The organism is Myxococcus sp. MISCRS1 (genome assembly GCF_026626605.1).
Taxonomy (GTDB): Bacteria; Myxococcota; Myxococcia; order Myxococcales; family Myxococcaceae; genus Myxococcus; species Myxococcus fulvus.
Genome location: NZ_JAPNKB010000001.1, coordinates 6040998 through 6053998 on the forward strand (window position 1 = coordinate 6040998; position 13001 = coordinate 6053998).

Sequence of the window (13001 nt, forward strand, 5' to 3'; positions counted from 1 at the left end):
GCCGGTCTGCTACGCACGACGCAGACTTGTGGCAGGGGGGAGCACGACATGGCGGGGGCCGCGGAGAGGTCCGACCTCATTCCCGAGGAGGGCGCCCGGGGGCGACGTCTGCCCATGGGTGGCCCTGCACGTTCGGTGTGGGAGGCGGTGATGCAGGGAGCGGTGGACGTGGCGGTGCGGGCCTACGAGGACCTGTCCCCCGGGCAGCGCGAGCGCGTGCTGGTGGACTCCGCGAACGTGCCCGCACAGGCGCGCACGGCGCTGGTGGACGTGCTGCGGCGGGCCCGGGACTTCGCGGGCGCGGCGCGGCTCCTGGAGGCCCAGGGCGCGGACGCCGAGGCCGCGACGCTGCATGAGCAGGCGGGCTCGTTGCTGATGGCGGCGGAGGCGTGGCTTCGCGCGGGAGAGCCCGCGAGAGCGGCGGCGGCCTTCGAGCGCGGCGGCGCGCTGGAGCGGGCGCTGGAGCTGTACCGCTCCCTGGAGGCGCGCGAGTCCATGGCGCACTGCCTGACGCGGCTGCAGCGTCCCCTGGAGGCCGCGGAGGTGTACCACGCGCTGGGCTACGCGCACGCGGAGCTGGAGGCGCTGCGCGGCGTGCCGTCCGAGCACTCCCGCCGACGCGAGGCGGTGCTGCGCATGTGCGCGCTGCTCGACGAGCAGGGGGAGTCCATGCGCGCGCTGGTGCTGCTGGCGGATGCGCGGCAGGAGTCCGCGGCCGCGCGCGAGGACGAGGTGCTCAAGGCCGAGCACCTGCGGCTGCTCCGGCACCTGGGCTTGAGTGATGGCTCGCCCGCGTCCGGGGAGTCCTCGTCGCCGGTGGCCGAGCGGCCGGGCGCGACGCCCGACGGGTACGAGTACCTCAAGGCGATTCCCATCTTCGGGGAGCTGGCGCTGGAGGACCTCAAGGACCTCTACCGCGTGGCGCGGCAGGTGGTCATCCCCGAGGACACCACGGTGCTGGAGAAGGGCGCGCGGGGCACGGGGCTGCTGGTGCTGCTGGAGGGCACGGTGGAGGTGTCGAGCGGTCCGGGGCCGGACGCCCGGCGGCTCAACACGCTGGGGCCCGGCGCGTGGCTGGGGGAAATCTCCCTCATCCTGGATGGGCCCACGTCCGCGCACGTGCGCTCCAGCTCCACGGTGAGGGCCCTGCGTGTGACGCGCGCGGACTTCCAGCACTACCTGGCCACCCACGAGGCGGCGGCCCTGCGCATCTACCGGCTGTTCACCCACAACCTGGCGGAGCGGGTGCGGGTGCTCAGCACGTAGGACGCGCGGGGACGGTAGGATGGCGGGATGGCGGACACGCGTGTCGAGGGGAGGGCGCGGGCGGTCCAGCTCGCCCGGCAGGGCCAGCTGGAGGCGGCGCTCGCCGAGTACCAGGCGCTCTTGAAGCACGCCCCCGACGACGCGGAGGTGCGCCAGCAGGTGGCGGAGCTGCTCGAGTGGCTCGGCCGTACGAGCGACGCCGCGGCCGCGCACGAGGCCGCCGCGCTGGCCTGGGCCAAGGCGTTGCAACCCCTGCGCGCGGTGGCCGCGTGCGTGGCCCTGGGGCGCCTGGGTGCGCCGGCCTCCGTGAGGGCGCGCACCCAGGCGGCGCTGGCCGAGCGCTTCGCGCTGTGCTCGGAGGCGTGTGAGGACGGCGTCGCGGGGCTGTTCTCCCGACTGGGCCGCGAGGACTTCGTCGCGCTGGTGGACGTGCTCCAGGCGCGCGCCTTCTTCCCCGGACAGCCGGTGGTGCAAGAGGGCGAGGCGGGCGCGTCCATGTTCGTGCTGGTGGAGGGCCGCGCGGACGTCGCGCGCGCGCTGGAGAACGGGGAGCGCGCCGTGGTGGGCGCGGTGGCGCCCGGGGACGTCTTCGGCGAGCTGGCGCTGGTGTCCGAGGGTCCGCGGCTGGCGAGCGTCGTCGTCACCGAGCGCGCGGTGCTGCTGGAGCTGACGCGGGAGGCGCTCTCGTCCGTGTCCGCGCGCCAGCCGCGCGTGGCGCGGGTGGTGGAGGACTTCTACCGGCGCAGGCTGGTGGACAACCTCTTGCGCAGCAACCCGCTGCTCAGCCGGCTGACGCCCGCGCAGAAGGCCGCGCTCAGCCTGGACTTCAGCCTGCGCCCCATCGCCGAGGGCGAGGTGCTGCTGACACAGGGGCAGCCGGGTGACGCCTTCTACGTGCTCCTGCGTGGACGGTGCACGCCGTGGCTGCTTCATCCGGATGGCCGACGGGTGGCGCTGGTGGAGCTGCACGAGGGGGACGTGTTCGGCGAAATCTCCCTGCTGCTCGACAAGCCGGTGTCCGCGACGGTGCGCGCGGAGGGCGTGGGCGTGGTGCTGCGGTTGCCTCGCGCCGCGTTCGAGAAGCACCTGCTCAGCCAGCCGGGCCTGAAGGGACAGCTGATGCGCATGGGCACCGAGCGGCTGCAGCGCTCCGCGCGCGTGCTGGCGTCGGGCCGCGTGCTGCACGACGGGGATTTGCGCGTCTGAAGCGCGGGCCCCCAAAACGACGACGCCCGGGCTCCCCATGAGGGAGACCCGGGCGGGTCGCGACGCGGCCGGCCCGACGGAGCGGACCGGCGCGGCGTCAGCCGACTACATGGAGTAGCCGAGCGTCAGGCCGAACACGTGCGCGGAGCCGTTGTAGACGCCGGACATGCCCGGGGCCGAGCTCTCCTTGTCGGAGAGGCTGACGAACTGGTACGCGAAGTCCGCGCGCAGCCCGTTCCAGTTGTAGCCGAGGCCACCGGACACGCCGAAGCGGTTCGCGTCCGGCAGGTCCGGCGTCAGCGTGCTGCCCGGGCTGGGGGCCGGGTCGTAGATGAGGCCGGCGCGGACCTGGAAGGCCTGCGTCACGCCGTACTCGGCGCCCAGGTGGTAGTTCCACTTCGCGCGCCACTGCTTGGGCAGCGGGTTGTTGATGGCCGGGTTGTCCGGGAACTCGATGGCGAGCTCCTGGAACGAGGACCAGTCCACCCAGTTCGCGTCGAAGGCGATCTTGAGATTTTCCAGCGGCGTGACGGCGATGCCCGCGGCGATGGTGGCCGGCAGCGTGACGTCACCCTGCACGCGCGTGTCCGGCAGGCGCGTCTGGAACTCCACCGGCACGTTCTGGAAGTCCGCCTGGCCCTTGAACGACAGGTCCGCGGCGCTGCGGTAGTGCAGGCCGAACGTCACCAGCTTGGGCCACAGCACGGCCTGGACGCCGATGTTGTAGCCCCAGCCCCAGTCGCTGCCGCCCAGGTGCACCTGGCCCTCGGACTCGACGAAGCCCAGGGCGCGCTTGAGCTCCAGGGTGGAGCGGTAGATGTTGATGCCGCCGCCCACGCGGAAGCGCTCGTGGAGCTGGTACGCCGCCGTCGGGTTGATGTTGTAGACGGACAGCGCGGACTCCTGGGCGCGGAAGCGGCCCACGAACCCATCCTCCCAGCGGCTGCGCGCGCCGAAGGGCGTGTAGATGCCCAGACCCACCGCGGCCCGGTCGAACGGCTTGTAGACCAGGAACAGGTGCGGCGGAGGCGACAGGGTCGTCTTCTGACCCTGCTCGGTGCCGTTGTCGGGCGTGAACTTGATGGCCGGCAGGATGCCGGTGTCACCAATCTGCACGTCCAGCTTGTTCACACCGAGGATGTTCGCGGCGTTCGAGTAGATGGCCGACGAGTCGTCCAGCCACGCGGCCGCCGCGTTGCCCATGCCCGAGGAGCGGGCGCTCTGGGTGTTGATCTGAAAGCCGGCCGCCTGGGAGCTACCCGCGGCCAGGAGCGCGACGAGGGACAGTGTCTTCTTCATGTGAGTCATTCCCCTATTTCCTGTCCGTCAGGACTACTCGTTCGCCGTGCCCGTGTTGAGGAACTGGATGACCTGGGCCTGGGCCGTGTCACGCACGCTCCGGAGGAACGCGTTACCCGGGTCCTGCGCGTTGATGATGAGCAGGAACGCGTGGCGGGCGGACGTGGGCAGCGGGTCGATCTGCGCCATGTAGCTCTGCACCGTGCGCGTCGCGCCCGTGCGGTTGGCGGACGCGATGAGACCCTGCGTCACCGGGTTCGGAATCACCTCGTCACCCTGGATGTACTGGATGAACGCCTCGCGGCCCTCGGGGGCCTTGTCGAAGTTCTCCAGGTACCAGCCGTAGTTGCGCGGCGCGGCCGGGTCCAGGATGGTGCGCGCCAGGACGATGAACTCGTCGAAGCCGGGGGTGCCGGAGACGCGGCCCACGGACTCGAGGAAGGACAGGAAGCCCTCGCGGCGCGCGGCGAACGTCGGGTTGGTGGACGTCAGCAGCGTGTCCACCAGGTCGCCGCCCGGGACGTTGAGGGCGACGCGGCGCATGCGCTCGTTGACGGACGCGGACAGGGTGCCCTGGAAGCCGCCCAGGCTCTGGCCCACGTAGTCCACCGTGGTGGCGTTGATGTAGTTGCCCTCGGACATCTGGTTGAGCATGCCGCGCAGGCCGTCGCTCGCCAGCACGCGCGTGAACTGGGAGATGTCCAGCACGTGGTGACGGAAGTTGTCGCGCGTGGCGAACAGGTTGGTGAGGTTGAGGAAGTTCCAGCTGGAGACGACCGGGGGGCTGCCCGCGGAGGCGCGGCGGAAGTCGCCACCCTCGCACTTGCCGGTGTTGAGGCACACGCCCTGGCCGGCCGCGGCGCACGTGGCGTCGCCGCCACCCACCGGGTTGCAGGCGATGGCCGTGTCCGGCGCGACGCAGCGGCCGAAGGTGGCGCTGCCCGGCGTCACGTCGCAGGTGCCGGTGGAGCAGGCCATGTCGGGCGTGGTGATGGGGCCCGTGCCGGAGGCGGCGGTGATGCCCGCGCAGCTGGTGCGCTCGCCGTGGAACACGGTGTCGATGGCGGCGACCGCGTAGCCGGCCTCGTTGAGCTTGTTGGTGATGGCCAGCGCGTCGGTGCGGTTGCCGCCCAGGCCGTGGCCGAAGACCACCGTCTTGTAGCCGCCCGCGGGAGCGGGCGTGGCCGGCAGGATGAGCAGGAACGGGATGTGGTCCAGGTGCTGGGGACGCGCGGGGTTGAGCGCGCCGTTCACGTCATCCAGGAGGAAGGGCGACAGGAACGTGCCCGCGAGCGCGCGGCCCACGTGCTGGTGCTCCAGGCTGAGCGCCTCCATGGCGCCGATGATGTTGGCCGTCTGGTCCACCAGCGACACCGGGGAGTCCGGCAGCGGCGAGGCGGGCACCTTGTGCAGCGAGTCCAGCACGGTGTGCGTGCTCTGGGTGGTGAAGGCCCACGCCAGCAGGATGTCCTTGCGCGCGATGCCGTTGGCGGCCAGCGCGTCGAACAGGGGCTTCATGGCGGCGCGAGCGGGCTCCACCGCGGCGGCGGTGGCGTCCGGCACGGCCGAAATCTGGCTCTTGCCGTCCACGAACAGCGGCGAGGCGAGCTTCATCAGGGCCTGGGCCGCGGGGACCGCGACGGCGCGGGCCTTGGCGCCCTCGGCGGCCTGCTCCTTCACGCCGCGCAGCACCACCACGGCGTACTGGCTGGCGGGGTCGAGCGGAATCTCGGGGATGATCTGCAGCTGCTGGGGCGCGGGGTCCGCGGCCGAGCCGTCCCGCTTGGAGCTGGACGCGCAGTTGATGCAGACCTTGACCTTGGGCTGGCTGCCGCCCGGGGTCAGCTTGACGAACAGCACCTGCTTGCCCAGCGCGACGGTGGCCGGGTCGACCTTGAGGTCCGCCTCGATGATGCCGCGGGTGGGGCCGTTCTCGGAGATGATGGGGGCCGTGGTGGACCAGCCATCCAGGGTGTTCAGGCCCTTGATGAGGTCCTGCACCGTGCCCGTGCCCGGGGGGACCGGCAGGTTCAGGCGCGCGGGGGCGGTGGCCGTGCGCGGCACGCGCAGGAGGTCGTTGGGGAAGGGGATGATGCTGTTCGTGGGGTCGAACGTCATCTCCGGCTGGTTCATGATGCTGAACGTCCAGGCCAGCACCAGGTCGTTGCGGTCCAGGCCGTTCTGCGCGGACACCAGGTCCAGCAGGGGCGCGTAGCCGCGGCGCATCTGCTCCAGGCGCTTGGCGCTGTTGAGCTGGTCCGCCAGGCGCTCGGCCGGGTCACGCTTGCTGGAGGGGATGAGCTCCGTGGCCAGCGTGCAGTTGTCGGAGGCCAGGTTGTTGTCGGGACAGTTGACCAGCGGCAGCGTGGAGCTGGCGAGCGACCAGGTGGCGGTGCCGATGATGGACTTGCCGTCCTTGGTCTTCACGCCCTTGTCGCCGCCCACGATGACGACGGCGTACTTGCCGCCCTTGGGCCAGCCCTGGGGCTGCGGCGGGATGACGGTGATCTGATTCGTCGCCTCGCGGTAGCCGATGGTCGGCGTCACCGGGCCGGTCACGGCCGCCGACAGGTTGATGAACTTGACCGTCGACGCGTTCACCGTCTCCGGGTTCAGGTTCTTCACCACCGTGGTGGCGATGACCGTCGTCGGGAAGCCGTTGAGCGTGTTGAGGTAGTCCCGCGTGAACTCCTGCTCCGCGGCGGGCGTGTTCGGGTTGACGGGAGCGTTGACGATGGGGTCGCCATTGGCATCCACCCCCATGGCCAGGTCATTCGGAGACGGGACGACGGCCGGCGACGCGGAGGGGTCGAACTCCGCGACCTGGACGTCGGCCGGGTTCACCGCCGGGTCCTGCGCGATCTCTGGATCACACGCTACCGTGCCCAGGGCCAGAGCCCCGAGGAACAACGCCTTTTTCATGGATACAACCCCCTCCGAGTCCAGGATTGGACTGCAGGACTAGGTGACAGTCGCGTGGCGTACCACGTAAGTGGGTTGGCCGAAAGCGATGGGACTTGACGCGTCGTGTCAGTCCTGCACGACCGTATGCCCGAGTGGCACCGTCTGTCTTTGACACACTGCGCCGGGCTCGAACACCGGTACGCTCAGCGGATGAACCGACTGCTGAGTGTGCTGGTGACGTGCGTGGCGATGGTGGCGTCGGCCCAGGAGGCCGGAGGGCTGACGTGGACGGCGCCGAAGGAGTGGGAAGCGCAGGGTGAGCGGCCGATGCGCGCGGCGACGTACAAGCTGCCGGCGGCGAAGGGCGACGCGGAGGGGGGCGAACTGGCGGTGTTCTACTTTGGCCAGGGCCAGGGCGGCGCGGTGGACGCCAACGTGAAGCGGTGGCTGGGCCAGTTCCAGACGGCGGACGGCAAGCCGGTGGACAAGGTGGCCAAGACGAAGACGGAGAAGCTCAACGGCATGCCGGTGACGACGGTGGACGTGAAGGGCACGTACGCGGGCGGCGGCCCGATGATGGGCCCGTCCACGCCCAAGCCCGGCTACCGGCTGTTGGGCGCCATCGTGGAGGGGCCCGAGGGCGCGCTGTTCTTCAAGCTCACCGGGCCGGAGAAGAGCGTGGCGGCGTCTGAGAAGGCCTTCCGCAAGCTGCTCGAGTCCGTGAAGAAGAAGTAGCGGGGCTGCCCGCGTGAGACATGTTTCAGGCCCAGGGGGCGTGTCACATGTCTCACGCGTGTCTTGGCTTCAGCGCGTGTCGCGCGCCGTCCTCACGCCGGCCTTCTTCGCCGCGAGGTCGGGGATGAGCAGGACCTCGATGCGGCGGTTGCGCGCGCGGCCCTGCGGGGTGGCGTTGGCGGAGATGGGGCGCATCTCGCCATAGCCCGCGGCGAGCATCCGGCGCGCCGGCACGTTGCCGTGCTCCTGGAGGAAGCGCACCACGTTGACGGCGCGCGCCACCGACAGCTCCCAGTTGGTGGGGAAGGTCGTCTGCAGCTTCTGCGACGGCGGCGAGTCGTCCGTGTGGCCCGACACCTGGATGGCCTTGTCATCCACCTTGGCCAGCACGCCGCCCAGCCGCTTGAGGACCTCCTGGCCGCGCTTGCTGATGCTCGCGTCGCCGGAGTCGAAGAGCACCTTGTCCACCAGGTCCACCTGGATGCGGCCCTGGGCCTGCGACAGCTTGATGGCGCCCTCCGCGATTTCGGCCTTCATCTTGTCCTGCAGGTCGTCATAGGTGGCCTTGAGCTTGGCGAGCTCCGCCTCCTGCTCCTGCACCGTCTGGGTGAGCTGCTCCTTCTCCGTATTGAGCTGCTCCTTCTCCGTCGTCAGCTTCGTGTGCTCGGTCTGCAGCGCCGCGAGCTTCTCCTCGGCCTGCTGACGGGCGGCGTCCGCGTCACGGGCGCGCGCGGTGGCCTCGTCCGCCGCCTTGCGCGCCTCCTCCGCCTGCGCCTGGGCCTGCACCGAGCCCCGGTGCGCCAGGTACAGCACGCCACCCGCGAGCAGCACCACCAGCACCGTCACCAGCCAGGGCACCCAGGCCCGCCCTCGCTCCGCTTGCATTCAGGACCTCCAAGGGGATGTTCCTGAAACACCGTAATGACGACACCCGGGTGCGCAGCAAGGCGCCCCGGGTGGGTCCAGGTATCCGGAGGTGCAAGGTTGCAGCGGGGGCGCAAACCCCGCACCGCGCGTCAGAACGGGAGCCAGGAGGGCCGCACGCTGCGCACGTCGCTGAGGACGTGGGACAGCTGCGCGTCGAAGTCCTTGAACGTCTGTCCATCCAACCAGAGGGCTTCAATCTGTTTCTGACCGAGCCGGACCTCGTGACGTTTGCCATTGGCGGCGGTGGCGACGACGGTGTCCCCGCCGCTGTACGTCACCTGGAACTTCTCGCCCCAGATCTGGACGTCCTCGCTGAACTTCAGGTCCTTGGGGACCTGGGTGACGAGGTTGGTGCCGCGCGAGCCGGGGACCTTCATGTCGTCCATGAACTCGCGCAGGAAGTCGCGCGTCACCTGGCGCGTCTGCGTGTCCAGCTTGGGGTCCACCTTGGCGTCGTAGCCGAAGCCGAGCACGCTGTTGCCCTGCTTGGGGTCATCCAGGTTCCACGTGGGCACGGCGAGCATGAACTGGTTGGCGCCGGGCTTCGCCTTGTCGCGCCAGTCCTGGGCCTCGGTGGCGTTGTCCTTGAGCATCGCGTAGCCGTTGAAGCCGTTCCAGAGGGCGTCGTCGGTGTCGAGCTGGCCGGTGGGCAGCGGCTTGGGCTGCGCGGTGCCGTTGGACGGGTGCGTGCCGCCGCGCGACTGCAGCGACGCGCCGATCTGCGGCAGGTCGTTCTTCGCGTAGCCCATGGGCAGGTTGTCCAGCGTGCCGCCGTCCACCAGGTGCATCTGGCGGCCGGTGACGGGGTCCACCACCTGCACCGGGTCGAACACGCCGGGGATGGCCATGGAGGCGCGCATGGCGAGCGCCACGGGCGTGTCCGGCGTGGTCTCCTGGCTGAAGACGAAGATGCGGTCCTGCGCGCTCTTGAAGCCGCCGTCCGGCACCGCGCTGTCGTAGGCCTTGGCGGCGACCAGCTGCAGGGGAATCTTCAGGTCCGCGAAGGTGACGGGCCGGTCGGTGATGCCGGTCAGCTCGCGCAGCTTCTGGTCGAACAGGTCGAACGCGGCCTGGCCATCCAGGAGGCCACCGTCGTTCAGGTCCAGGTCGAAGTCATACAGCTGGCCCAGGCGCGGGTCCTTGGCCACGTCTTCAATCTGCTGCGGCGTGGCGCCCGTGGCGGCGAACGCGGCGGCGATGGAGCCCGCGGACGTGCCCGTCAGGCTCACCGGCACCACGCCCAGGTCGCGCATCTCCGCGAACATGGCCGCGTAGCGCTTGCCCTTGCCACCACCGCCCTCCAGGCTCAGGTGCACGCCCATGGGCTCGCCGCCCTGCACCGGCATCCCCGCCTCGGCGCGGTTCCGCGCGACGGAGGCCGTGTACTCGGCGGCCTTCTTCGCGTCGCCACCCGACACGATGTCCAGCGCGGAGGGCGGCTTCGTCACCGGCGTGCCCGTGGGGAAGCGGCTCGCGTGGACCTGGCCGCCGGGCAGCTCCTTGGCGAGGAACTGCGGATCCAACCACAGCGAGCCGGGGCGCGGCGCGGTGGCGCGCGTGTAGCCCGTCGTCTGGGTGAGCTGCGCCTCCGCCTTCTCCAGCGCGGCCTTCACTTGCGGATAGCGCGGGTGCGTGGAGGGCAGCATGTCCAGCTGCGCGGCCAGCGAGCGCACCTGGCCCAGCGTGTCGCGGAAGTCCTTCGTCTGCGCGACGAGCTGCTTGCCCTGCTTGTCGTCGATCTTCGGCGGCAGGATGCGCTCGAGCACCTTGCGCAAATCCCCCAGGTCGACCTGCAGCAGCTTGTCGAGCGGAATCTGGAGCGGCTTGCCCGTCAGGGTGATGCCGGCCCACGGCGTGTTCCCCGCGCCCGGCAGCTTCGGCAGACCCAGGCGCGACAGGTCCGGCAGCTTCGCCTCGAAGCCGTCCACCAGCCGGTTGGCCTCGCGCGCGACGTTCTGCAGCCCCTGGCCCATCCGCTCGAGCAGGTTGGGCTTGGGCGCCTCCGCCGGGCGCGCGGCCACGGGCTCGGGAGTACGACGCGCCGCGGCAGACGACGTGGAGGAGGGCAGGGGCTTGATGCTCATCGCGGTGACTCCACGGACGCGTCGAGGGGTGGCTGCGGTCGCAAGGGGGATTATCGCGCATCCGGCGTCGCGGGTTGTGTGTCGACTGGCGAACCGTCATCCAGGCCCGGCAAGGCACTTGCTACGGGGGTGGATCAGAGGCGCCTGACGCCTGCTTTCTGGAGGCCTTCCGTGACGATGTGCCGCAGCCCTGAGTTCGAGATGCTCGTTTCCCGCGCCGTGACGCTCTTCCCGGAGGACACCGTCCTCTCGGCGCTCCAGGTGATGCACCACCACGCGGTGCACGCGCTGTCCGTCGTGGATGGCCGTGACGGCGCGTGGTTGGGGGAGGTGTCCGAGGACGAGCTGCGCCGGCTGTCCGCCTTCGCGCCGCTGGCGCGGCTGGCTGAAATTCTGACCGCCAAGGCGCTGGCGGGGACGGAAGAAAAGACGGTGGCCCCCGCGACGACGCTGCTGCTCCACGCGCCATCACCCCGGTGGCTGCATTGAAGCGCGCCAGGCCCTCCGGGCCCCGGGCAGGGGAAGCAAGCCTCCGGGGCGGTGCGGACGAGCAGGCGGGCCGTGCGTCTGCAGAGGGCGCACGCTCCAGCTCTCGCCACTCGGACGCGGCGCGGGAAGTGACTGGGGGCCGGCTGACGGCTCGCACCGAGGGGTGGGCTCAAAATCCCCCCGAGAGGTCACAGCCTGTTCCCGGTGGCCCCGGGCCAAGAGGCACTCGATTCCCCGGGGGACGGAGGAGGCTTGGTATGAAGGCAGTGGCGATCATCCTCGCAGCGGGCGAGGCCCGGCGGATGGCCCACCCCAAGGCGCTCATCCTGCACGAAGGCGACAAGAGCTTCCTTCAGTCGCTGGCGTCGACCTTCGTCAAGGCGGGCTGTCAGGTGCTGGGTGTGGTGGGGAAGGACGCGGAGGCCATTCGCAAGCAGCATCCAGGGATGGACCTCCGGGAGTCCGAGCAGTGGCGCGACAGCCAGATGGCCTCGGTGAAGACGGGGCTGGACGCGGCGCTGGCGGAGGGGGCGGACGTGGTGGTGCTGCATCCGGTGGACATGCCGGCGCTCAGGACCAACACGGTGAAGTCGATGCTCAAGCTGATGGGGGACTCCGACGAGATGCTGCGTCCGGAGTTCGAGGGCGCGCCGGGGTGGCCGGTGATGATGTCGCGCGGGATGGCGGAGCGGCTGCGCGCGGCGGACGGCGAGCAATTGGAGACGGTGCTCAAGGGCATGCGCGTGCGCCGCGTGCCCATGAAGGACCCGGGGGTGCTGGTGAACATCAACGCGCCGGAGACGTACGAGCGGCTGTTCGGCTCGGCGCCGACGCTCGCGCCCCCGCCCGCGCCGCCCAAGCGCAAGGGCAGTGGCAAGCGCGGCTCGGGGCTCACCACGGTGTCGGACGTCGGCGAGGGCGCTTCGGCGCCCATGGCCGCGGCGTCGGACGAGTAGTCGGAGCAGGGGGTCGGAGCCTTCCTCGTGGAAGGTGGCTCCGGCCTGTCGTCGTCGTCGCGCGCTGGGCGGCGAGCGCTCGCCCATCGCGCGCGGGAGGTCAGAAGGTGAGGCCCAGGCCGAAGTAGGGTCCGCCGAAGCCCTCTTCATGCTCGACGCCGTCCAGGTGTCCGGCGTCGTTGAGGTACAGCGCGCGCCAGCCGCCGCGCACGTTGAAGCCGCCCAGGTGCGCCGCCAGGCCCGCCTGGATGTCCACCTGTCGATGCGGGAAGGGCGTGGCGTTGAGCCTTGCCTCCACGTCCAGGGGGGACGCGCCGATGCACGCCTCCACGGACGCGCCGAAGCTGGGCCCCACGAAGATGATGCCGGGCGCGTGCGCGCTCGACAGGCCCGCCTCCACGCGCATCCGGCCCCGGGCGCTGGCCCACAGCGCCGCCGTCAGTCGCGCGCTCAACAGGGTGATTCGGTCCTCGGTGTCGGAGCCGTCCTCGGCCTTCAGCGACAGGCCGGTGAGGCGCGTGTCCACGCCCAGCCGCCGCCCCTCCATGGCCATGAACACGCCCATGCCGCTGCCGTCCTTGAGCCACTCCGCCTGCGCGCCCATGCGCACCAGCAGGGGCACCGGCTCGTCGCGCCGGCGCGTGGTGCTCGCGCTGGAGCGCAGCGTGGACGTGCCCGTCGCCGCGGCGCCCACGCCCACGAGCGCGCCCGTCGCCGGGGCCCTCACGCGCCGGCGTCTCCTCCGGGGCGCGTCGTCGTCGTCCGCGCGCGGGGGCTTCGTGTCGATGGCCGTCGCGGGGTGGGGCGCGGGCGCGCCGTCGCGAGGTTGTCCCGCGGGGGAGGAGGGGTGCTCGCGGCGCGGCGACCCGCGCCCGGCACGGCCGGGGGACGACGAGGAGGAGCGCTTGCCGAAGCGGGCCTCGGCGAGGGCGGGCTCCAGCAGGACGGTGGCGGCGAGCACACAGCCCAGCACGGCCTTGGATGAGGGCAAGGTGCACTCCTCGGGGACGGGGACGACGGGGAGCGACATTCAAGGGCGCCCGGCCCTTGCCGGCCATGGCCCCCGAGGGCGGACGGCCGTTGGCCAGCCGCTGCTGTACGGCCGTGGGCAGCGCACACGGCGCCGAGTGCGCAC

Annotated in this window: 10 protein-coding genes; 5 read left to right on the plus strand and 5 right to left on the minus strand. The window is 71.2% G+C overall.

Features of this window, described 5'->3' with window-relative positions; translation table 11 throughout:
* Nucleotides 1-48: 48 nt before the first annotated feature.
* Together OWM54_RS24030 and OWM54_RS24035 are read left to right on the plus strand one after the other, a co-directional pair.
* Entirely contained in the window at nt 49-1266 is a 1218-nt protein-coding gene (locus OWM54_RS24030) for a cyclic nucleotide-binding domain-containing protein (protein WP_420715343.1), read from the plus strand.
* Between the two features lie 27 nt (nt 1267-1293).
* Nucleotides 1294-2472, plus strand: coding sequence for a cyclic nucleotide-binding domain-containing protein (locus OWM54_RS24035; protein WP_267699003.1), 1179 nt, complete (start codon nt 1294-1296; stop codon nt 2470-2472).
* 105 nt (nt 2473-2577) lie between these two features.
* On the opposite strand, the gene OWM54_RS24040 is transcribed toward OWM54_RS24035, so the two are convergent.
* Together OWM54_RS24040 and OWM54_RS24045 are read right to left on the minus strand one after the other, a co-directional pair.
* Nucleotides 2578-3771 carry an OmpP1/FadL family transporter gene (locus tag OWM54_RS24040; protein ID WP_248545451.1) on the minus strand — a complete coding sequence of 398 codons (1194 nt, stop codon included), beginning with the start codon at nt 3769-3771 and terminating at the stop codon, nt 2578-2580.
* A 33-nt stretch (nt 3772-3804) separates the two neighbouring features.
* On the minus strand, nt 3805-6693 hold the full coding sequence (locus OWM54_RS24045; protein ID WP_267699004.1) for a hypothetical protein: 2889 nt from the start codon (nt 6691-6693) through the stop codon (nt 3805-3807).
* A 192-nt stretch (nt 6694-6885) separates the two neighbouring features.
* Here OWM54_RS24045 and OWM54_RS24050 point away from each other — a divergent pair, with 192 nt between their 5' ends.
* A complete protein-coding gene (locus tag OWM54_RS24050; RefSeq protein ID WP_223751166.1) occupies nt 6886-7410 on the plus strand; it encodes a hypothetical protein in 525 nt (174 codons plus the stop codon).
* Between the two features lie 69 nt (nt 7411-7479).
* Here the strand turns inward: OWM54_RS24050 and OWM54_RS24055 are convergent, their stop codons facing one another.
* Both OWM54_RS24055 and OWM54_RS24060 read right to left on the minus strand, forming a co-directional pair.
* Nucleotides 7480-8295, minus strand: a complete 816-nt coding sequence (locus OWM54_RS24055) for an OmpA/MotB family protein (protein ID WP_223751165.1) — start codon at nt 8293-8295, stop codon at nt 7480-7482.
* Nucleotides 8296-8426: 131 nt separating this feature from the next.
* Entirely contained in the window at nt 8427-10421 is a 1995-nt protein-coding gene (locus tag OWM54_RS24060) for a patatin-like phospholipase family protein (protein ID WP_223783902.1), read from the minus strand.
* A 177-nt stretch (nt 10422-10598) separates the two neighbouring features.
* On the opposite strand from OWM54_RS24060, the gene OWM54_RS24065 reads away from it, so the two are divergent.
* Nucleotides 10599-10910, plus strand: coding sequence for a hypothetical protein (locus OWM54_RS24065; protein WP_141324287.1), 312 nt, complete (start codon nt 10599-10601; stop codon nt 10908-10910).
* Nucleotides 10911-11167: 257 nt separating this feature from the next.
* Nucleotides 11168-11866 (plus strand): nucleotidyltransferase family protein, encoded by a 699-nt coding sequence (locus OWM54_RS24070; RefSeq protein ID WP_141324256.1) that lies wholly within the window; start codon nt 11168-11170, stop codon nt 11864-11866.
* Nucleotides 11867-11966: 100 nt separating this feature from the next.
* Here the strand turns inward: OWM54_RS24070 and OWM54_RS24075 are convergent, their stop codons facing one another.
* Nucleotides 11967-12857: a hypothetical protein gene (locus OWM54_RS24075; RefSeq protein WP_267699005.1), complete on the minus strand. Its 891-nt coding sequence runs from the start codon at nt 12855-12857 to the stop codon at nt 11967-11969.
* Nucleotides 12858-13001: the final 144 nt, after the last annotated feature.

Bases quoted from the DNA above. Each gene is read 5' to 3' on its own strand.
- OWM54_RS24030 (WP_420715343.1), top strand. From the start codon at position 49: ATGGCGGGGGCCGCGGAGAGGTCCGACCTCATTCCCGAGGAGGGCGCC.
- OWM54_RS24035 (WP_267699003.1), top strand. From the start codon at position 1,294: ATGGCGGACACGCGTGTCGAGGGGAGGGCGCGGGCGGTCCAGCTCGCC.
- OWM54_RS24040 (WP_248545451.1), bottom strand. From the start codon at position 3,771: ATGAAGAAGACACTGTCCCTCGTCGCGCTCCTGGCCGCGGGTAGCTCC.
- OWM54_RS24045 (WP_267699004.1), bottom strand. From the start codon at position 6,693: ATGAAAAAGGCGTTGTTCCTCGGGGCTCTGGCCCTGGGCACGGTAGCG.
- OWM54_RS24050 (WP_223751166.1), top strand. From the start codon at position 6,886: ATGAACCGACTGCTGAGTGTGCTGGTGACGTGCGTGGCGATGGTGGCG.
- OWM54_RS24055 (WP_223751165.1), bottom strand. From the start codon at position 8,295: ATGCAAGCGGAGCGAGGGCGGGCCTGGGTGCCCTGGCTGGTGACGGTG.
- OWM54_RS24060 (WP_223783902.1), bottom strand. From the start codon at position 10,421: ATGAGCATCAAGCCCCTGCCCTCCTCCACGTCGTCTGCCGCGGCGCGT.
- OWM54_RS24065 (WP_141324287.1), top strand. From the start codon at position 10,599: ATGTGCCGCAGCCCTGAGTTCGAGATGCTCGTTTCCCGCGCCGTGACG.
- OWM54_RS24070 (WP_141324256.1), top strand. From the start codon at position 11,168: ATGAAGGCAGTGGCGATCATCCTCGCAGCGGGCGAGGCCCGGCGGATG.